We start from the raw sequence: 20,218 nt of genomic DNA on the forward strand, positions 1-20,218 counted from the left end.
TATTTTTGATAATAGTTATTTCATTAATTTTTTTAAATTATATTACTCAGACTATAAATGGAATTAAAATAATTTATTATTTTAATAAAAATCGATTAGATCTTTCTTTATTTTATTTAAATAAAGCAAATGAAGATTTTTTCTTTTTTATAAATCAAAAACAAGATCTCTTAATTGATAAATTATTAATCTACCTTTTAATTAAAGATTACAAAGATGCAAAAAACATAATTGATATTATCTCTTTAAAAATTTCTTTATTAGATAAAGATCTGCAAATTAGTTATTTTTTATATAAAGGATTATATTATATGGCATTGCAAGATAATAAAGAAGCATTAGAAATATTTAAAAAAGTTTTAAAATTAGATCCTGATAATAAAAATGCCAAAATTTATATTGAAACTTTATTTAAAATAAAGAACAATAGCAATCTAAATTCAACAAATAAAAACGATAATGATGCAGAAAAGAAAATTAAAAATCTTATTATAGAAAAAATAATAAATTCAAGTGAAATTAAAGGATTTCAGAATTATAAAAATTATATAAATAAGAAAAATAGAAATGAAGATAAAAACTATTGGTAAAACTATTTTAAAATTATTTTTATTTATTTCATTTATCTTTATCCCATTTACAAATAATATATATGCTGCTAATATCAAAACTAATATTAATTTTAATCCTGATTTTATTCAGATAGGAGATGAATTTAATTTAATAATAACTTTATCATCTTTTCAGGAAAAACTAACTTTAAATAATATTCCTGATCTTAAAAGAATAATAACTTCTGATAAAATAAGTTTTGAAACTGATAAACCAGAAATTTTAAAAAGTAATACTTTCATATATACAGGAATTATAATTTCTAAAAAATATACATTAAGAATAGTTTATAAACTAAAAGCTTTAAAAAGTGGAAAAATTGATTTACCTTCTTTAAATTTAAAAGTTAATGGAGAACCTATAATAATTAAAAGTATACCTTTAATAATATCTGATAAAATTCAAAAAAAAGCTCAAATTTTAAATTCTTTTATAAATATTGAAAAAACTGGAGATAAATTTTATCCAGGGGAAACAATTGTTATAAAATATTATTTATATTCAATACACAATATAACTGAATACAAAATAAATAATATAAAGATTCCTGATTCTTTATTTGTTAAATATAATATTTTGGATAATAAAATAGAGCAACTTTTTATTGAAGAACATATATATAATAAGATTAATATTTTAAATTTAAAAATTACAACGAATAAACCGGGAATTTATAAAATTCCAGAAATAGAAGTTATTGCAAAAATTAAAACTACTCAGGGAATAAAAACAAGTTTCAATGAAATTAGTATAAAAAGTGACCCGGTAATATTTGAATATACAAAATTTCCTGAAATCCAACCTGATAATTTTATCGGTTTAGTTGGGAATTACAAATTCAATTATAGGTATGATATTTTAGAAAATAAAAATAGTGGTTTTATTAAAATTAATTTCAAAATATCTGGTGAAGGGAATTTAAATAATTTACTATTGAATAATATTCTTTATTCAAATTCATACTTCGATATTATAGGACCAAATCGTATATTAAATAAAGATTCTGTAGAATTTATTTATTTTGCAATTCCAAAATACAGTGGCAAAATATTATTGCCTGCAATTGAATTTTATTACTTTAATACACAAACAAATAAATTTGAAAAAGTTTTTATTCCAGAAGAACAAGTTTATATAAAAAAAAGGGTTGAAAAAAAAATAGAAAAAAAGGAAACAAATTTTAACTTCAATCCTATTTCAATTGTAAAAAATATTAAAATTTATAAATTTAATTATTTAATTTTAGAGTTATTTATTTTAAGTTTTATTCCATTAATTTTAATTCCTCTTTATTTTCTTTTCAACTCGCTTATTATTAAATCAAAAATAAAATCACGAAAAAAAATATATTTTAGATCTTATTATGGTTTATGGCTGATTTTTATAGATAAGCTGGAAAGAGAGTATAATATTAGTTTTAGTGGTGTTACTGATGATGAATTTTTTACTAAATTAAAAAAGATATATAAACCTAAAGAAATAGAATTTCTTAAAAAAGTTAAAGGCAATTTAAATGCTATATTTAATAGAGAAAAAAATAGTATTAATTATAAAATATTGAAAAAGTTTAAAAGATGGTCAAAAAGAATTATAAAAAATTAATAATTTATTTCTTCTGTTTATTGATTTTCTCAATTTATCTATATGCTGATAATTTTCAAACGGATATTGAACAACTTACAAATGTTGCAAATTCAAAATATTATAAAGAAAACATTAAGATATTATCTACTCTGGAAAAAAAAGGTTATAAAAATTATCAGATATATCTTTTATTAGCTTATAACTATATTCAAATAGGGGAAAAAGGTACAAGTTTAGTTTATCTTAGAAAGGGACTCTATTTTAACAAAAAAAACAAACTAATTTTAGACTATATTAAACAATTAGAACCAATTTATTATGATGATATTGTATATTTTCCATTTTTTGTTAATTTTTCCCCTTTTGTTTATATTTTATTACTTTTTGGATTAAATATTATAATATTTGTCTTAGTTATATTAAAAAAGAAAAAATCAGCAAAATTTTTTATAATGATTTCAATTTTAATTTTTTTTCTATTAGGAATTAATTTTATTTATCCTTATTTAGACAAATCAGCTTTTACTATAAATCAAACTTATATTTATAAATATCCAACACTAAATTCCCCTACATTAACAAATGTTAAATCAGCTATTCCTTTGAAAATAAAACTTGTTGGAAGAAAATTTAATTATGTTATTCTCACAAATGGAATGGAAGGTTGGATTTTAAAAAAGGATATTAAAAAAGTTTTTTATGATAAGTGAAAATAAGAGTTTAAAAGAAATTGTAAAATATTTATTCAAAGAAAAGAAATTTTTAATTGTTCTTCTTGTTTTTTCTATATTTTCATTAGCATTTATTACTTATGAGTTTGTTGTTATTTTTAATAAACAAAGAGATTTTATTGAGAACAAGTTAGTTGAAGACTACCAAAATATTTTAAATACAAATTATTCTGAAATGGTAAAAAAATTAAACACTTTTGAAAAAAGTATTCCAAAAAATTTTTTTAATATTCTAATTTATGAAAATTTATCTTCACATTTAAAAAATTATCCATTTGTAAATTACTTGATCATTTTACCAGATTTAAAACAGTTTCAATTTATGAGTAGAGATGATATTAATATAGAAAAAAATATGAAAGAATATGATATCTATGAATTTGCACTAAAAGCATTTGAAAATGGAAAATTTGATCTTTCAATTTCTTATCTTTTATTACTTTTGAATAACAAAGATAAGTATCCTTTTATTACTCTAAAATCATATCTTTTGCTAATAATGGATTACTATTCTAGTGGCAAGTTAGAGACAGCTAAATATTATACTAAAGAAGCAATATTTTATATTTATAATAAAAAAGTTATTTCACATGATTTTTTGCATCTTTTAGAGTGGTTGTTTAATTTAGAACTTTCACCTTCTGTTAAAAAAATGATTGCTTTACAATTATTAACTGTTAAGTATCTTTATTTTCCAGATTACCAATTTTCTACCAGCATCAATTTTTATATTAATCTCTATTTTTATAAAGAAAAAAGATTTTTAGCATCAAAAGATTTTCCCTCAAAACTATTAAGTTATGTTGATTATAAAACTTCTAATATGATATTTATTGATTGGCTTGATAAAAAAAATTTCCTTTTTGAAAAAAAAATTGAATTTTATTCTACCAATTTCTATTTAATATATTCAATAGATTTATTTAAAATTATTAATAGATTAAATGAAGATAAAAATTCTTATTATTATTTTAATTTGGGCGTGAATAATTTAGATGTTCTTGAAAATAAAGCAAATTATTCACTTTTTAATAAACTTCAATTGCCTTTTTCTTATGGATCAAAACTATATCTAGAATTTTTTATTGAAAATACGAAGCTTGTTGAATATATAGCTAAATCTCAATACATTTATTGGACCTCTGGATTTATTCTTGTTGTTTTAATAATTTTAACAACAATAATAATTCTAACATATGTTTTAATTAAAGAGTTTCAATTAAATCAATTAAAATCTGATTTTATTTCAATTGTATCACATGAATTAAAAACGCCAATAACAACAATTCAACTTGTAATTGAGACTTTGCTCAGAAATTATGATAATGTTCCTGAAGAGAAAAAAATATCATATTTAAATAAGATATTTGGTGAAACGGAAAGGTTATTATATTTAATAAATAATCTTCTAACATTTTCTAGAAATGAAAAAAAGAAAATTGTTTATAATTTTCAACCTGTAAATATTAATGAATTAATAATGGAAGTTGTGGAATTTTTTAAAATAACGAAAAAAAATGTTAATTTTGTTCTTGATTTTTCTGAAAATGATATAATTATTAATATTGATAAAGGAGCTTTTAAACAAGTTATATATAATATTTTAGATAACTCTTATAAATATTCTGGTGATGAGAAAATTATTTCTATTAGCCTGGAAAAAAGTAAAAATAAACTCAGCATGGTTTTTAAAGATAATGGTTTTGGTATGAGCTCTGAAGAATTAAAATTTGTATTTGAAAAATTTTTTAGAGGTAATGAAACTCAAGCGATACCTGGTACAGGTCTGGGGTTAACTTTAATTAAAAACATTGTTGAATCACATGGTGGTAAAATAACAATTGATTCAAAAAAAGGAAAAGGAACTCAAATAACTATTAATTTACCAATAAATATTTAGTATCATGGAGGTAACATGAAAAAGAAAAAGATATTAATAATTGAAGATGAAGCTAATATTCGAGAATTATTAAAAGATAATCTTGAATATGAAGGATTTTCTATTCTGGAATCTGAAAATGGTGAAGAAGGCCTGGATATAGCAATAAGAGAAAAACCAGACCTTATTATTCTGGATTTAATGCTACCGAAAATGCATGGTTTTGATTTTTTGAAAACTTTTAGAAAAAATGATAGAATTACACCTATTATAATTGTATCTGCAAAATCTGAAGAGATTGATAAAATAAAAGGACTTGATTTAGGTGCTGATGACTATATTACTAAACCATTTCAAATTAGAGAATTATTATCAAGAATTAAAGCTGTTTTAAGAAGAATTGACAAAACTACAGAATCGATGAAAGAATTTAAATTTGCAGATTTTACTGCTGATTTTGAAAAAGGGATTTTATATAAAGGTAATAAAAAATTAGATGTTTCATATTATGAATTTGAAATTTTAAAATATTTAATTTTAAATAAAAATAGACCAGTTACAAGGGAAGAGATAATAGAATCTATCTGGAAAGCTGAAGGTGCAATATCTCCAAGAAACATAGATACTCATATTGTTTCATTAAGAAAAATTATTGAAGATGATCCTGCTAATCCTAAATACATAAAAACAGTATTTAGAATTGGTTATAAATTTGAAATTTAAAAATTATCAAAAATTTGTTCTTTTGATATATTTTCTATTTCTTCAATTTTTTTATTTTCTTGCTGTAATGTTAAAATAAATGCTTTATCTATAACTTTTAAAATATTATCTTTTTGTAATATCATTAATGTTTTTGAATCTTCCCAGAAAAATCTAAAATTATCTATTTTTTGTGGTTCACCATATTTTGAAGATAAATTTTTTAATTTTTCATAAACAGATATTTTTTTGGGATTATAGTAAAAAGTAAACATTGAAAGTTTTTCTTTATAAAAATAAAACAATATTTTTAAAATATAGGGTTTTGCTGAAGCTTTAAAGATATTTTTATCCTGCTCTCCTAAAGTTAATGGAATTTCCCCTTCATAATATAAATAATTAGAATTTGAAATTGTCTCTTTAAAAGAGTTAATATCCATTCCTAATTTAAAATCTTTATATTCTCTTGGTATAAAATCTTTTGTAGTTTCAGTTTTATTATTATTGTTATTATTGTTTGAGTTATTGTTGTTTGTTTGTTGTGAAAATATATTAATTGAAAAGAAAAATATAATTAAAATAAGTAGAAAATATTTTTTTAAACTTTTTTTATACATAAATTTTATTCAATTTAAATTATTAATTTTATTATTATTTAATTTAACATGTAATTGTCATCAATCAATCAAAATCACAATGTATAATAAATTATAACTATAAATAAAACAAAATATAATAAATAATACAATTTAATTATCTTGTTTATTTGATAGTAGCTTTTTATTTATTATCTATTTTTATATTTTTGCATTTCTGAATTATTTAATTTTAACTCTAACAATTTATAAGCAATAACTGAAAACGCATTTGCAACATTTATAGAATTTTTATTACCTACCATTGGAATATTAATAAAAATATCAATAAGAGAAATTAAGTCATCTGATATTCCAAATTCTTCATTTCCAACTATAATTAAATTTTTATTCTTAAAATAATTTATTTTAATATTATTAATGGAAATAGAATTTTCAAAAGTTTCCAATCCTACAATGCAATCCCAATATTTTTCTTCTTTTAATTTTAAAAACTCTTTATATGTTATACTTTTTATCTCTATAAAATTTTCGGCTAATTTTGAAGTTTTAAAAACTTTTTTAAAACTTACATTAGAAGAAATACCATATAACCAGATTTTATTAAAACCAAAAGATTCAGCACTTCTAATTATGCTTCCAATATTAAATGGAGAACGAATATCTGCACATAAAACTTCAAAAGTATAATTTTCTTTAACTTTATTTATGGTAGAAGAATTTAATAATTCAACCTTGTTAAATAAATTTTTATTTATCCTATCAAAATCATTTTTAAAATTTTCAATATTTGCAATATCTTTTAATTTATAAATAAATTTTTGGAATTGCTCGATATATAGATCTTTTTGATTTACAATTTTATTTAAAAACTCCTGTTTTAACAATACTTTATTATTTATGTTAAGATTTACAACTTTATTTGATGATTCAATTTTTGAATTATTTATATTACTATTAATTAATTTTTCAAAAGTTTTAAAGGTTTTTGTTTTTAAAAAATAATCTACTGAATCTTTAAATTTAGGATGATTTAAATTAATAAAATTAACATAATTAGTTAATTTAATAAATTCATTTTCCAGATTTAAAATATTATTATTTATTATGTGATATCTATTATTAATTTGATTAATATTTTTGCTATTGTTTTTTTTATTATTCTGGCTATTAGTTAAACTATAATTTAAATTATTGTTTATTAAAATAATATCTTTATAAATTTTTTTTATAATAAATTGGATTTTCTGGATAATAAATATAGTTTTTTCAATTTTCTTTTTAACAGAGAGTTTTTTAAATTCATCAATTGCCATTTTTTTTAATATACCTTTTAGTATTTACTTTGAATGGGATAACTTTTAAAAAATTTTTAAAATTATCCTTTAATTTTGATTTTATTATTAACCTATTTTGAAAATTAGAAAAATCAATAAGACTATCAGGATTAATTTTTGATATAATTAGATTTTCAATATCTTTTGTAAATTTATCTTTATTTTCAACTGTTTTAATTTTATATATAACTTCAAAATTAGTATCTTTTTTAAATTTTTTAAAATTATTGCATTTTTCAAATTTATTAACACTAAAACCAAATGGTGCTATTTTGTTTATAAGCAAAATAAGGTTTTTAAAATCTATGATTTCATCATTAGTTTCAAAATAGAAAATATCGTTAAAAGTTTCAACAAAAATTGAATTTGGAGAATAAAAAGAAAATTTTGGAGAAGGATTATACCCTTCTGAATAAATAAAATCAAAACCAATTATTTTAAAAAATTTCATAACAAAATTGTAAAAATCTATGTGTCCTACAAATTGCATTAATGAAAATTTATTAAAGTAAACTATATAACCATTATTGTGATTGTTAATATTATCTTTTGTATATTTATTTTTAATAAGGTATTGAATGCCAACTCTATTATCTTTCAAAGAATTTAAAAGTTTTTGGATTTCTTCATAAGTTTCATTAGAATAAATAATATTTTTAATTTTTTTATTACAAATTCCACAAAAATAACAATTTCCAGAAACACAATTTTGAGTTAATTCCCCTTTTTTATATTTTTCCATTTCTTTATCAAAAAAATCATTTGTGTAGCCTGCATCTATAAATGTAAGATCAGGTTTTTTATAATTATCTTTATTATCTAAAATATTTTCCCAGAAATTATTGTTAAAATGTTCATGCCACCCTTCTCTCTTTATTCCATGTTTAAATGCATCAAGTAAAAATTTTGAAGAGTTTTCATCGTTAATTGAGAAAAAATATTCAAAATTAGCTTGAATTGGTTCAACATATTTAATGTTAATCTTATTTCTTCTAAAAGATGATTTTATTTTCCTAATCCTTTCAAGATAAACATTTCCTGGTAATTGGGGAGAATTTTCAAAAACAGTAAATGATTTGGGAATTAATAATGCTATTGATACATTGTAACTTAATTGGGGAAAGTTGTTTATAACTGTTTTAAGAAAATCTATAATTCTGTTTTCTTCATCTTTTACATCTGGAAATCCTATAATAAAATAAAATTTTACATGTCTCCATCCCTGTTTTACCAATTCTTCAAGAATATTGTAAAATTTAGGTTCATCAAAATATTTGTTGATTTTATTTCTTAATTCCTGATCTCCAGCTTCAATTGCAAAAGTTAAACTTGGTTTCCTGACATAAGATAGTTTTTTTAAATAATCTATATTAAATGAATAAACTCTTAATGAAGGTAAGGAAATAGATATATGTTTTTTTGATAAATATTCGGATAAAGTATCAATTAACAATTTAATTTGTGAATAATCAGCAACCGATAGTGAAGTAAAATTTATTTCATCATAACCTGTATTTTGTAAAAGATTATGCATAATTTTTATAATTGTTTTTAAAGATCTTTCTCTATAAGGTCTATAATAAAATCCAGCCTGACAAAATCTACAACCATTATTACACCCTCTTGCAATTTCAATAACTGGTCTATCTTGAATAGTTTTTACAAATGGGATCATATCTTTTTTATGATAAAATGTTTTATCAAGATCAGAAACAACAGCTTTTTTAACTCTATATTTTCCTTTTTTTGGATACCAGATCCCTTCAATTCCAGATAATTTTTCCAGTCTTTTTTCTCTGGGAATGTTTTTTTCAATTAATTTTTTATCAATATTAATAATTTCAATAATTTTTTCTTCAGCTTCTCCTATAAAAATAAGATCAAAAAAGGGGGAAATTGGTAAAGGATTTAATATATTTGAACCACCGGCTATGATAATTGGATCTTTTTCTGTTCTATTTTTTGATAATACCGGAATATTTCCTAAATCCAGGATATGCAATATATTGGTATAGGTTAATTCTGAATGAATAGAAAAACCTATAATATTAAATTCATTTATAGGGGTCCATGATTCAAGTGAGAAAAGATTTATTTTTTTTTCTTTTAATATTTCAATTAAATCATCATCGGGTAAAAAGATTCTTTCTGCTTGTACATCATTTAAATCATTTATTAAATAGTATAAAATTTTTATTGATAAATTGCTCATTCCAATTTCATATAGATCAGGATAAACAAGTCCAATTCTATAATTAACTTTATTAAAAGATTTATGTATTGAATTTATTTCAGTACCAATATATCTTGCTGGTTTAAATACATTGTGTAAAAGTTCATATTTGATATTGTAATTATTTTTATAAATTTTATGCATTAAAATTTTTCCTTATTCTATAATATAAATATTATAATGATAATTTTTATTAAGCTAATCAATTATTTTTAAATAATTAATATTATAGATTTTATAATCCCTTTATAAATTAATTATAAATGGTTTTTATTTTTTTAACTATTTTAACTATATGTATGTAAGTCTAGAGATAGCTTTTAAATAAAACCATATATTAGAAATATGTAAATTATAAAAAAGGTGAGCAAACTTTGTATTCCTAATAGAAATAAATTTTATGAGTTGATATTTTATGCAGAATATCTATACATATAAACACTATTTACCAACATTATTGAATAAATTGATGTTAATAATGAAGACCCTCCAGCAGAAACAAAGGGAAGTGGTACTCCTGTTATTGGCATAAGGCCTATTGTCATTCCTATATTTAAAGTTGATTGAGAAAAAAAGTAAGAAAAAACACCTAATGTAACTAATTTTCCAAAAAGATCTTTAACTTTAAATGCAATCCACAATAATCTACCTAACATTAAACTGTAAATTGATAATAATATAAAAGAACCAAGAAATCCAGTTTCTTCACAAATCAAAGAGAAAATAAAATCTGTTGTTCTTTCAGGTAAAAAACCAAACTGTGATTGTGTTCCCTTAAATAATCCTTTTCCAAAAAGTCCTCCAGAACCTATAGCAATTTTGGATTGAATTATGTTATAGCCTGCTCCTAATTTATCAAAATTTGGATTAATAAAAACCAATAATCGTTGTTTTTGGTAATCTGCAAAATAGCTATCTAAAAAAATTCCTAATAGAAAACTAATTCCTAAACTTGCAAAAACAAAAGTTAATATTTTCATTGTTTTTGATTGAAATTTTAAGAAAATAATAAGGAAAATAATTGAACTAATAAAAAAGATCATGGATAAAAAATAAAAGTAAATATTAGAATAAATAATATTTTTAATTTTTATATAAATATCAATTGTATTATAATATGCTCTTAATGTTGGAATAGTAGCACCAATAATTATGATTATTAAAATTGAAAGCAAAAATTCAGTATTCATATTGCTGTAAAAAGCTAAAAATATAAAAATCAAAAAATAAATAAACATAGTTCCAAAATCTGGTTGTACAACTATAAAAATAGCTGGAATTAATGCTAAAAATCCAGTAGTTATAAAAAATTTAAAAGATGATAAATATTTTTTGTCTTTTTCATATAAAGATATAAACTTTGCAAGAAAGATTATGAAAATAAGTTTTCCAAGTTCTGAAGGTTGAAAGCCAATGGATCCAAACTTTATCCAGCTTTTGGCACCATGAATTCTTTTTCCAAATACAATAGTAAATAATAACAAAATATTTAACAAGATATATAGAACAAATGAAATATCTCCTATTTTTTTATAATTAAAAAAAATGAATACAAATGAAGTTAATAGACCAAATAGGGTAAAAAACAACTGGTTAATATATTTATTATGTAATGATTGGATATTTCTTGTTCCTGAATAAATGAATAAGATTCCTATAAAAATAAGAGATAACATTGTTAAAATTAATATAGGGTCAAAATATTTAATTGATATTTTATTTTCTTTTTTCATAATCTAATGATGATGTCCTATTTTCCCTTCTTTTAATAATTGAATATATTTTTTATATCTTGCTTTTTCTAAATCTCTTTTAGCTTTTTCTAAAGATTTATTTCCATAAATAATTTCAAATAAGGTTGCAACTATTGGTGCAGCAACTGAAGCACCATATCCCCCATTTTCAATCATAACAGTAATTGCAATTTCAGGATTATCAACTGGACCAAAAGCAGTGAACCATGAATGATCCTCCCCAAAATTTTCAGCAGTTCCAGTTTTTCCTGCAATTTTTACAGCAGTTGTAACACCCCCTATTTTTGCAGTTCCCTCATTTACTACTGCAATCATTCCTTTAATTAATGTATCCCATATATCTGGTTCAAAAAAAACATTTGTTTTAAGTTCAGGTTTTACAAAAGATATAGTTTTTTTTGTATTTGAATCGATGATTTCCTTAATAACATGTGGAATAAAATTATGACCTCTATTTGCAATTAAGGAAGTTAATTCATTAATTTGTAATACAGTCACAAGTAAGTATCCCTGACCTATAGAAACATTTAATGTATCACCATCATACCATGGTTCATGAAGTTTATTTATTTTCCATTCTGGTGTTGGTACAAAACCACTATTTTCATTTGGAATATCAATTCCAGTTTTAGATCCAAAACCTAGCTCTTTAGCATATTTGTCTATATTTCGTATTCCAAGTCTAAGGCCTACATTATAAAAATATACATTACAAGAATCTCTAATTGCATCTAACAAATTTTCATACCCATGTCTCTCTGTACATTTGAATACTCTATCACCTAATTCAAGTTGCCCTTTACATAATATTTTTTCTTTTAAATTAATAACACCCTCTTTTAATCCAGCAATAGTCATTAATAATTTAAATATGGATGATGCAGGATATTCAGCTGAAATAGGTCTAAATAAAAATGGATTACTTGGATTATTTAGCAATTTTAAAAATAATTCTTTAGATAGACCTTCAGAAAATAGATTTGGGTCAACTGAAGGTGATGATACTAAAGCTAAAATTTCACCAGTTTTTATATTTTGAATTACTACACTACCTCTAAAATCTTTAATTAATTGATAAGCAGCATATTGTAAATAGCGGTCTATTGTTAATTTTAAAGTTTTTCCAGGAATAGGATTTTTTAATATAATTTCATTTATTAATTGACCTTTTGCATTATTTTTTAATATTTTTTCCCCTTTAATTCCCCTTAAAATAGAATCATATTTTTTCTCTATCCCCATTTTACCAATAATATCACCTACTTCATAATTTTTCAAATGGAGTAAAGTTAATTCTTTTCTATTAATTTCACCAACATATCCAATTAAGTGAAAAAATGCTTCATTATAGGTATAATGTCTAATATAAGACTCTTTCCACCTTATATCAGGAAACTTATCATAATTAGAAAGAATATATGAAAGTGTATCAAATTCTATGTTTGATTTTAACAAAACTTCGTTATACATTCCAATATTCTGGATTTTTTTATAAAATTTTTTATATGAAATGTCTAAAATTTTTGATAATAAGAAAATTTCCTCTTGCAATCTTCTGGAAGTATCTTTTTGTTTAACAAAATAAATATTAAAAACAGGTTTGTTTTCAACAAGTTTTATTCCATTTCGATCTAAAATTTCACCTCTTAATGGTTTTATTTCTACTTTGTTTTCAATGTTGCTTATAGATCTTAATATATACTTATAATTTGAAACTATTTGTAATGTAAAAAGTTTAATTATAAATATAACAATAATTATTATAAATAATAATCCAGTTATATAAATTTTTTTTCTTATTTCTTCATTCATAAGGTTTAGTTTCTAAATATTTTTCTTTTTTCTGAATACAATGAAATTTATTAAATAAAATATAAATGGTGTAACCAATAAATTATACATAAGAACTATAAATACATTAATTAAAAAGTTTTTATATATAATAAATATTTCTTTAAAAACATATCCAAAAAAATAAAGAAAGAATATTTTGAGTAATGTTCCAATAAATACAACAGCTAACATAAATAAAATAGATTCTACATTAAAGGTTTTCTTAAATTTTCCAACACTATAACCTATAATAACGTAAATGAAAGCTGATAGTCCAAACAATGTTGAACTAAAAATGTCGATAAGAAAACCTAATATAAATCCAACAATTTCAGCTTCAAAAGAGTCTGTATTGTAAGCAACAAGAATTACAAAGATTAAACTAAAATCTGGTAATACACCATTTATACTAAACAATTTATTTACAATGGTAGAAATCTGTAAGTATAAAAAAAGTGAACCAAATAAAAAATACCAAATATATTTTTTCATTTAAGCAAATTCCATAATTCATTTTCTTTTTTTACAACATAAACATAATCAACCATAGCAAGGTCAATAGCAGGTTTTAATATAATAGATTGATAAAGGGAAAAGTTATTTTTTTTAACAGATTTTACATATCCAATAATCAAATCTTCAGGGAAAATTCCATCCATTCCAGATGTTTTGAAAACATCATTATATGAAATATTGATATTATTTTTAAAATAAAGACATATTAAATCACTAGAATTAGGGGTATTTCCTCTAACAATTCCAGTATAATTACTATTTTCTTCTTTAGCACCAATATATAATCTAGGATCAAATATAGTCATAACTTTTGAATAAGAAAGACTTACTTCAATTACTTTTCCAATAATTATTTTTTCACCATCGTTTATAGAAAATACTGGCATATCTTTTCTAATACCATTCCTTCTACCTTTATTTATAACAATAACTGAATATAAATTAAGAGGATCTTTACCTATAATTTTTGCGATTTCAGTTTTATATATTATCTTTTTTTGAAAATTTAAAAGATTTCTCAATATTTGATTTTCTTTTTTTAGATTGGAGTAATCATATCTTAATTCTTTTAAATTTTTAATTTCTTCTTTTAGTTTTTTATTTTCCTGTTGAAGTTTATTTAATTCTGAGATTGAAGTAAAAAAATCAATTGTTTTATGAGAAATGAAATCATAAAAAGCTACAAACGGGTATATAAACATACCCAGAACACTTCCTGGAGTTATATCATAAGTTGTTGTTGTAAAAATCATAAATAATAGAGAAATAATTAAAAAAATAATAAATATAATATTATCTTTGTTTTTTATAACTAATGGATTCATTTTTAAACTTTTTATAAATATGTTTTTTATTAAATATTTTTATATATACTGTTTTTTCTATCTAAAAGCTCTAAATATTTAGCAGTACCAATTACAACTGAAGTTAAAGGATTATCAGCCAGAAAAGCTGGAACTTGAGTTTCTTCTGAAACTAGCTTTGTAAGCCCTTTTAGTAATGAACCACCTCCTGTCATAACAATCCCTCTGTCTACAATATCACCAGCTAATTCTGGTGGAGTTTTGTCTAATGTTTTCTTAATTTCTTCAACAATTGCATTTAAGGGTTCTTTCATAGCATCTCTAATCTCGTCTGAAGTAATACTCAAAGTTCTTGGTAACCCTCTGATAGCATCTCTACCCTTTATTTCCATTGATTTCACTTCTTTTTCAGGATATGCTGTTCCAATATTAATTTTTATTAATTCTGCAGTATTTTCTCCAATTATCAATGAATGTTTTTTTCTTAGATAATTTATAATTGCTTGATCAAATTCATCACCTGCAATTCTAATTGCCTGTGTAACAACCATTCCACCTAAAGATATTACAGAAATTTCTGTTGTTCCACCACCAATATCAACGATCATGTTTCCTGCAGGTTCTTCTATAGGGATATTTGCTCCAATTGCAGCAGCCATTGATTCTTCAATTAACAATATTTCTCTTGCTCCAGCTTGTTCAGCAGCTTCTTTAACTGCTCTTTTTTCTACTTCTGTAATACATGAAGGTACACCTACTACAATTCTTGGTTTAACAAATAATTTTTTACCAATAGCTTTTTTTATAAAATCCTTAATTAATCTATTTACAATTTCAAAATCAGCTATAACACCATCTCTCATAGGTCTTATTGCTCTTATTGCATCGGGAGTTCTACCTATCATAGATTTTGCTTCTGCTCCTGTTGCAACTATTCTATTTGTACCAGTCTCAACTGCAACAACAGTTGGCTCATTAACAACAATTCCTCTCCCTTTCACATATACTAAAGTGTTTACTGTTCCCAGATCTATACCTAAATCACTGGAAAAATAATCAAATAATTTCATTTGCTATCTCCTGATGATATTTTTTTCAATAATTTTAAAGCTAATTGATTATTTTCATTAAAATGTAATGATGTACTTAATGCATTTCTAGCTTTTATATAGTCTTTTTTTAAATAATAAATATATCCCTGATAATAATATGCCCAATATGAATCAGGTTTTATTTCTAGTAATCTATTAAAATATGATAAAGCATTATCATATTGTTTTTTTTCAAAATAAATCTTACCTAATAAAAAATATGCTTGTTTAATAAGATTAAGATTTTTAGATTCTTTTACTACTTTTTTAAGATATACTAATGATGGTTCAATTTTTCCATTATTTTTGAGACTTATACTATAATAATATAAATATTCAAGATTATTTTTATATTTGTTAAAAATTAAAGTTAGATAATAATCTGAATTTTTATATTCTTCAAAATAAATATAAATTTTTCCAACAATGAAATAAATATTAGCTTTAATGTTATCAATTTCTGAAATATTTTTTTTCTTTTTATTTATAACATTTAAATATTTTTTAAAATATTCTAGTGAATAAGCATAATAACTTGGACCAAGGTAATAATTACATTTACCAATGTAATAATAAACATCATCAGGAATTTTATAATAATTTTTAAAAATTAATGTTCTTTTAAATTCTATATTTGCATCAAAAAGATTTTTTTTATTATAAAGAATAATCCCTTTATAATAAAATAGTATTGGATTAAATGTTTTTTTTGAAAAATTATCAATTAATTTTAACGATTTATCATAATTTCCTGATTCAATATTTTTTTCAATTTTATTTAGTGTTAATTTTGAAAAAAAAATATATTTAATATTAGTTTTAAATACAATAATTGAAAAAATTGTTAATATAGAAATAAGAATAAATATTGTAAAAACAAATCTATTCTTTTGAGAAATTTTTTTTTCTTTTCCATATCCATAGTATAATGGCATAACGATTTAAATATGTTGATTTAACAAAAAATGTCAATAGATATTAGTTTTATTATATTGACATTGTCTCAATTTATGATATGTAAAACGAAAAACAAACTAGGGATTTTACATGAGTGAAAAATTAAGTGCTAAAAAATTATTAACCTATATTTTAATTGTAATTATTATTGTAGCATTTGGTGGTGGTAGTTTTTTTATCTATTATCAAAATAGAGCATCTTCCTCTAATGCTGTTGCTTCAGTTAATGGAAACGAAATTTTTTATACCAGAGACTCTAAGCTTGTAAGAATTTATAGTTATTATTTAGATCAGTATAAAAAGAGATTTCCTAATATGACAGCTGAAATGCAAAAACAGATTTTTAATATGGCTTTGAATGAAGTTATTAATGAAGAAATATTAATTCAAAATGCTAAAAAACAGGGCATTATTGTCTCCCCTTTTAAAGTGTATGAAGCAATGAAAGATTCTCAAATGTTTTATGATGAGACTGGTAATTTTATATATACAAAATTACCTGAAGATAGAAAATTGTATTATTATAATTTATTTGAAGATCAATTAATTACAAATATAATGAATTCTGATGTTGAGTTTGCAGCTAACTACTTTACTGATTATGAAGTTTTAAAAAACTATAAAATTCAAAATACTTTTTATAAAGTTGAACTGGTCTATTTTTCCATCAAAGATGTAAGTGATAAAGATTTGCAAGAATTTTATGATAAACATAAAGATGAATATCAGGAAATGGAAGCAGCACATATTCTGGTTAAAGATGAAGGACTTGCAAATACAATTTATAAACAACTCCAAAAAAACCCTGAACTTTTTATAGAATTTGTTGGAAAATATTCTGTTGATGAGGCTTCTAAAAAAGTTGGTGGATATTTAGGTAAATTTGATAAAAATAAAATGGTAAAAGAATTTACAGAAGCTGCATTTAAATTAAAAAAATCTGGCGAAATATCTAAACCAATTAAAACACAATTTGGTTATCATATAATTAAATGTATAAAACCACCATATTATCCTGAATTATCTGAAATTAGAGATAAAGTTAAAGAAAAATATGTAATGGTTAATAATGCTAAACTTCTTGAAACTAAAAAAAATGAAGCATATGTTTTTTATGATAAATTAAAAGCATTAGGTGATTTTGATAAAGCTGCTCAAGAATTAAATTTAAATGTTATTAAAACCAGAGAATTTAATTACAGAGGATATGTTTTTGATGAAGTTAATAAAAAATATTTAACTGAATTATATAATGTAGATGAATTTTTTAACAATATAATAAAAATGAACCCTGGTGATATTTCAAAACCTTTTAAAATAGCTGATGGTTTTATAGTTTACAAATTAACTGAAAAGACAAATCCAGATATGGAAAAATTCAAAAATAATATAGATCAAGAAAATAAAGAATATAGAGATCTTATGCAAAGTGTTTTTCAAGGAGATTTTAATAAATATCTAAGAAATAATTCAAAAATTAAATATTATTTAAAAAATCAATAGGATAAAATTATTTGCATTATTAAAACTTAATTATCATAAAAGATTAAATTATATTAGTATAAATTACTTTGTCAAAAAATAAATTATTAAATTTATTAAAATACAATATATTTATTATTAAACTAATAAATATAGGGGGTTGTCTTAAAACTAGGGGACAACCTCTTTTTGTTTATAATTTATTTTTTATAATTGAATTATGAAAAAGACTATTTTTAAGTTTTAGAAAACTTCTTTTTTTAATTACAATTTGAAAGATATAAATAGATTTAAAATTTAATCCGAAATAAAGATATATATGAAAAAAATTAATATAGATCTTTTTTTTAAAAATTTAGAAGTGATAAATAAAATAGATAATGAATTATATAATATAATAAATAGCAAAGTTAAAAACATTCCTTTGGAAAAATATTTTTCAACATTATTAAAAAAATTAAATTTTAAAATAAATGATAATTTAGAAATTGTTTTTAATAATAAAATTATTTTATCAAACAGAGTATTAGAAAATATTTCAAATCAAAATAATTTAAATTTAAATAAAGCAGTTATAATAAAATTTGTTTATAATTTTTATTTATTGGAAATAGCCATAAAAAAACTAAAAAATAATATACCAATAATAATAATTATTGAAAATTTAAACTTATTTATAATATATTTAGGTTTAAAAGATCTATCTTTTTTAGACAATAATTTACCTATTTATGTAACTTCAAAAAATGAAAAATTAAATTTACTATTTTTGTATAATGGAATTAAAGAAAATAAAGTAGATCTTTTTATTATAAACAATATAAAATATTTTTATTTAAAACCTTTATATATATATAATAATATTTATGAAAAATATTTTGAAAATGAAATTAAAATTCTTTTTAATTTCATTGTTAATAAAATAACTTTTATAATTTCAGATGCATTAACATATGTATACCTTTTGTTTTTTCAAATAAAATCCATTTTGAAGAATTTAAAACATATAAATAAAACATTACTACTACCAAAAACCAATCAAGAAATTGAAAAAATAAAAAGAACTTTAAATAAAAAAGCTATAATAATCTCAGCAGGTTTCTCTCTATCATCTTTAGATTTTGTAAAGATAAAAAAGTTACAAAAAATAGGATTTTATATTATAGCTGTTGATACAGCATATAGAATTTTGAAATATAACAATATAATCCCTGATATTACAATAATTCTTGATTCTCAAATTCTTAATTATTATGATTTTCTTTTTCTAAAACCAGAAAATGAATTTTTTTTAATTGATATATCTGCTAATTATAAAATAATTGAAAAAATAAAAGAAAAAAATACACTTTTATTCTTTTCTTCAGTTTTAATGAATATAAAAAATGAATGGTCAGCTCCTTCAATTTTAGCTCACCAAATTATTAATTCATCTAATTTAGCAAAAATACCAACTTTTGGAAATATTACTTTGGCAGCTTTAAGTTTTGCAAATTACTTTTTTAATGAAATATTAGTTTTTGGTTTTGATAGAGGGTTTACTAAATATATATATCATTGCAAACATTCACTTGATTATTATTATTTTTTTAAAAATCAAAATTTTTTAAATTCATTTTTAAACTTTCAAATTAAATTTTCTTTAAGCAAATTAAAAAAACATATTAATAAAAATAAAAAATCAAGTTTAACTTTTAATAAATTAGATAATATTTTTCAAGAAAAGTTTAGTGAATTTAAAAATATAAAAATAATTTCTGAAAAAGATTATAATACTATTCTTGAAGATTATTATAAAAAAGAAAAATATAATATCAATGAAAATGATGTTGAAAAAAATATTGGTAAAAACAAGAAAAAATATATACATAATTTTTTAAGAATGTTTGAAACAAGATTTGTTTTAAAAGAAAACATTAATTATAAAAACACTTTAGAACTATTAGAAAATTCTATTGATCTATATTATAATTTTGAAAAATTTAAATTTAAAAAACAAATTTTTAAAATTTTAAAAAATCATTAGTATAATTCAATATTGACTTTTATTTTCAATACATTAACTTTCTTTCTAAATGATGTATTAAAATAATATATTTTCCTATATA

The 20,218-nt window shown here is 21.2% G+C and carries 16 protein-coding genes; 7 read left to right on the top strand and 9 right to left on the bottom strand.

Annotated elements, in window-relative coordinates; genetic code table 11:
• Nucleotides 1-5 precede the first annotated feature (5 nt).
• From ACZ5EC_RS03330 to ACZ5EC_RS03350, 5 genes are read left to right on the top strand one after another with little or no spacing between them, the layout of a single operon-like run.
• Complete coding sequence (locus ACZ5EC_RS03330; RefSeq protein ID WP_464303548.1) at nt 6-590, top strand: tetratricopeptide repeat protein; 585 nt, start codon at nt 6-8, stop codon at nt 588-590.
• Nucleotides 568-2,214: a hypothetical protein gene (locus ACZ5EC_RS03335; RefSeq protein ID WP_464303549.1), complete on the top strand. Its 1,647-nt coding sequence runs from the start codon at nt 568-570 to the stop codon at nt 2,212-2,214. The genes ACZ5EC_RS03330 and ACZ5EC_RS03335 overlap by 23 nt, the downstream gene beginning before the upstream one ends.
• The gene (locus ACZ5EC_RS03340; protein WP_464303550.1) at nt 2,187-2,906 is read left to right on the top strand and encodes a hypothetical protein; all 720 of its coding nucleotides are present in this window, start codon (nt 2,187-2,189) and stop codon (nt 2,904-2,906) included. Before ACZ5EC_RS03335 ends, ACZ5EC_RS03340 begins: the two co-directional genes overlap by 28 nt.
• Nucleotides 2,896-4,827: a sensor histidine kinase gene (locus ACZ5EC_RS03345; protein ID WP_464303551.1), complete on the top strand. Its 1,932-nt coding sequence runs from the start codon at nt 2,896-2,898 to the stop codon at nt 4,825-4,827. Before ACZ5EC_RS03340 ends, ACZ5EC_RS03345 begins: the two co-directional genes overlap by 11 nt.
• Nucleotides 4,828-4,842: 15 nt before the next feature.
• Entirely contained in the window at nt 4,843-5,529 is a 687-nt protein-coding gene (locus tag ACZ5EC_RS03350) for a response regulator transcription factor (protein ID WP_464303552.1), read from the top strand.
• On the opposite strand, the gene ACZ5EC_RS03355 is transcribed toward ACZ5EC_RS03350, so the two are convergent.
• The 9 genes from ACZ5EC_RS03355 to ACZ5EC_RS03395 all read right to left on the bottom strand — a co-directional run bounded on the left by ACZ5EC_RS03355 (nt 5,526) and on the right by ACZ5EC_RS03395 (nt 16,606).
• Complete coding sequence (locus tag ACZ5EC_RS03355) at nt 5,526-6,125, bottom strand: hypothetical protein (RefSeq protein ID WP_464303553.1); 600 nt, start codon at nt 6,123-6,125, stop codon at nt 5,526-5,528. The genes ACZ5EC_RS03350 and ACZ5EC_RS03355 overlap by 4 nt on opposite strands.
• Nucleotides 6,126-6,295: 170 nt before the next feature.
• Complete coding sequence (locus ACZ5EC_RS03360) at nt 6,296-7,420, bottom strand: TrmH family RNA methyltransferase (RefSeq protein WP_464303554.1); 1,125 nt, start codon at nt 7,418-7,420, stop codon at nt 6,296-6,298.
• A complete protein-coding gene (locus ACZ5EC_RS03365) occupies nt 7,410-9,818 on the bottom strand; it encodes a DUF2344 domain-containing protein (RefSeq protein ID WP_464303555.1) in 2,409 nt (802 codons plus the stop codon). Before ACZ5EC_RS03365 ends, ACZ5EC_RS03360 begins: the two co-directional genes overlap by 11 nt.
• A 269-nt stretch (nt 9,819-10,087) precedes the next feature.
• On the bottom strand, nt 10,088-11,407 hold the full coding sequence (gene rodA, locus ACZ5EC_RS03370; protein ID WP_464303556.1) for a rod shape-determining protein RodA: 1,320 nt from the start codon (nt 11,405-11,407) through the stop codon (nt 10,088-10,090).
• A gap of 3 nt (nt 11,408-11,410) precedes the next feature.
• On the bottom strand, nt 11,411-13,240 hold the full coding sequence (mrdA, locus tag ACZ5EC_RS03375) for a penicillin-binding protein 2 (RefSeq protein WP_464303557.1): 1,830 nt from the start codon (nt 13,238-13,240) through the stop codon (nt 11,411-11,413).
• 12 nt (nt 13,241-13,252) lie between these two features.
• Complete coding sequence (gene mreD, locus ACZ5EC_RS03380) at nt 13,253-13,753, bottom strand: rod shape-determining protein MreD (RefSeq protein ID WP_464303558.1); 501 nt, start codon at nt 13,751-13,753, stop codon at nt 13,253-13,255.
• Entirely contained in the window at nt 13,750-14,601 is an 852-nt protein-coding gene (mreC, locus tag ACZ5EC_RS03385; protein ID WP_464303559.1) for a rod shape-determining protein MreC, read from the bottom strand. The genes mreD and mreC overlap by 4 nt, the downstream gene beginning before the upstream one ends.
• Before the next feature lie 29 nt (nt 14,602-14,630).
• Complete coding sequence (locus ACZ5EC_RS03390) at nt 14,631-15,650, bottom strand: rod shape-determining protein (protein ID WP_464303560.1); 1,020 nt, start codon at nt 15,648-15,650, stop codon at nt 14,631-14,633.
• On the bottom strand, nt 15,647-16,606 hold the full coding sequence (locus ACZ5EC_RS03395; RefSeq protein WP_464303561.1) for a tetratricopeptide repeat protein: 960 nt from the start codon (nt 16,604-16,606) through the stop codon (nt 15,647-15,649). Before ACZ5EC_RS03395 ends, ACZ5EC_RS03390 begins: the two co-directional genes overlap by 4 nt.
• Before the next feature lie 112 nt (nt 16,607-16,718).
• Between ACZ5EC_RS03395 and ACZ5EC_RS03400 the strand changes: the two genes are divergently transcribed.
• Both ACZ5EC_RS03400 and ACZ5EC_RS03405 read left to right on the top strand, forming a co-directional pair.
• Complete coding sequence (locus tag ACZ5EC_RS03400) at nt 16,719-18,131, top strand: peptidylprolyl isomerase (RefSeq protein ID WP_464303562.1); 1,413 nt, start codon at nt 16,719-16,721, stop codon at nt 18,129-18,131.
• Between the two features lie 298 nt (nt 18,132-18,429).
• Nucleotides 18,430-20,136: a 6-hydroxymethylpterin diphosphokinase MptE-like protein gene (locus ACZ5EC_RS03405; protein ID WP_464303563.1), complete on the top strand. Its 1,707-nt coding sequence runs from the start codon at nt 18,430-18,432 to the stop codon at nt 20,134-20,136.
• Nucleotides 20,137-20,218 lie beyond the last annotated feature (82 nt).

The sequence above is a fragment of the Exilispira thermophila genome (assembly GCF_055389015.1).

Excerpts from the sequence above, each read along its gene's own strand:
- ACZ5EC_RS03335 (WP_464303549.1), top strand. The coding sequence starts at position 568 with ATGAAGATAAAAACTATTGGTAAAACTATTTTAAAATTATTTTTATTT.
- ACZ5EC_RS03340 (WP_464303550.1), top strand. The coding sequence starts at position 2,187 with ATGGTCAAAAAGAATTATAAAAAATTAATAATTTATTTCTTCTGTTTA.
- ACZ5EC_RS03345 (WP_464303551.1), top strand. The coding sequence starts at position 2,896 with ATGATAAGTGAAAATAAGAGTTTAAAAGAAATTGTAAAATATTTATTC.
- ACZ5EC_RS03350 (WP_464303552.1), top strand. The coding sequence starts at position 4,843 with ATGAAAAAGAAAAAGATATTAATAATTGAAGATGAAGCTAATATTCGA.
- ACZ5EC_RS03355 (WP_464303553.1), bottom strand. The coding sequence starts at position 6,125 with ATGTATAAAAAAAGTTTAAAAAAATATTTTCTACTTATTTTAATTATA.
- ACZ5EC_RS03360 (WP_464303554.1), bottom strand. The coding sequence starts at position 7,420 with ATGGCAATTGATGAATTTAAAAAACTCTCTGTTAAAAAGAAAATTGAA.
- ACZ5EC_RS03365 (WP_464303555.1), bottom strand. The coding sequence starts at position 9,818 with ATGCATAAAATTTATAAAAATAATTACAATATCAAATATGAACTTTTA.
- rodA (WP_464303556.1), bottom strand. The coding sequence starts at position 11,407 with ATGAAAAAAGAAAATAAAATATCAATTAAATATTTTGACCCTATATTA.
- mrdA (WP_464303557.1), bottom strand. The coding sequence starts at position 13,240 with ATGAATGAAGAAATAAGAAAAAAAATTTATATAACTGGATTATTATTT.
- mreD (WP_464303558.1), bottom strand. The coding sequence starts at position 13,753 with ATGAAAAAATATATTTGGTATTTTTTATTTGGTTCACTTTTTTTATAC.
- mreC (WP_464303559.1), bottom strand. The coding sequence starts at position 14,601 with ATGAATCCATTAGTTATAAAAAACAAAGATAATATTATATTTATTATT.
- ACZ5EC_RS03390 (WP_464303560.1), bottom strand. The coding sequence starts at position 15,650 with ATGAAATTATTTGATTATTTTTCCAGTGATTTAGGTATAGATCTGGGA.
- ACZ5EC_RS03395 (WP_464303561.1), bottom strand. The coding sequence starts at position 16,606 with ATGCCATTATACTATGGATATGGAAAAGAAAAAAAAATTTCTCAAAAG.
- ACZ5EC_RS03400 (WP_464303562.1), top strand. The coding sequence starts at position 16,719 with ATGAGTGAAAAATTAAGTGCTAAAAAATTATTAACCTATATTTTAATT.
- ACZ5EC_RS03405 (WP_464303563.1), top strand. The coding sequence starts at position 18,430 with ATGAAAAAAATTAATATAGATCTTTTTTTTAAAAATTTAGAAGTGATA.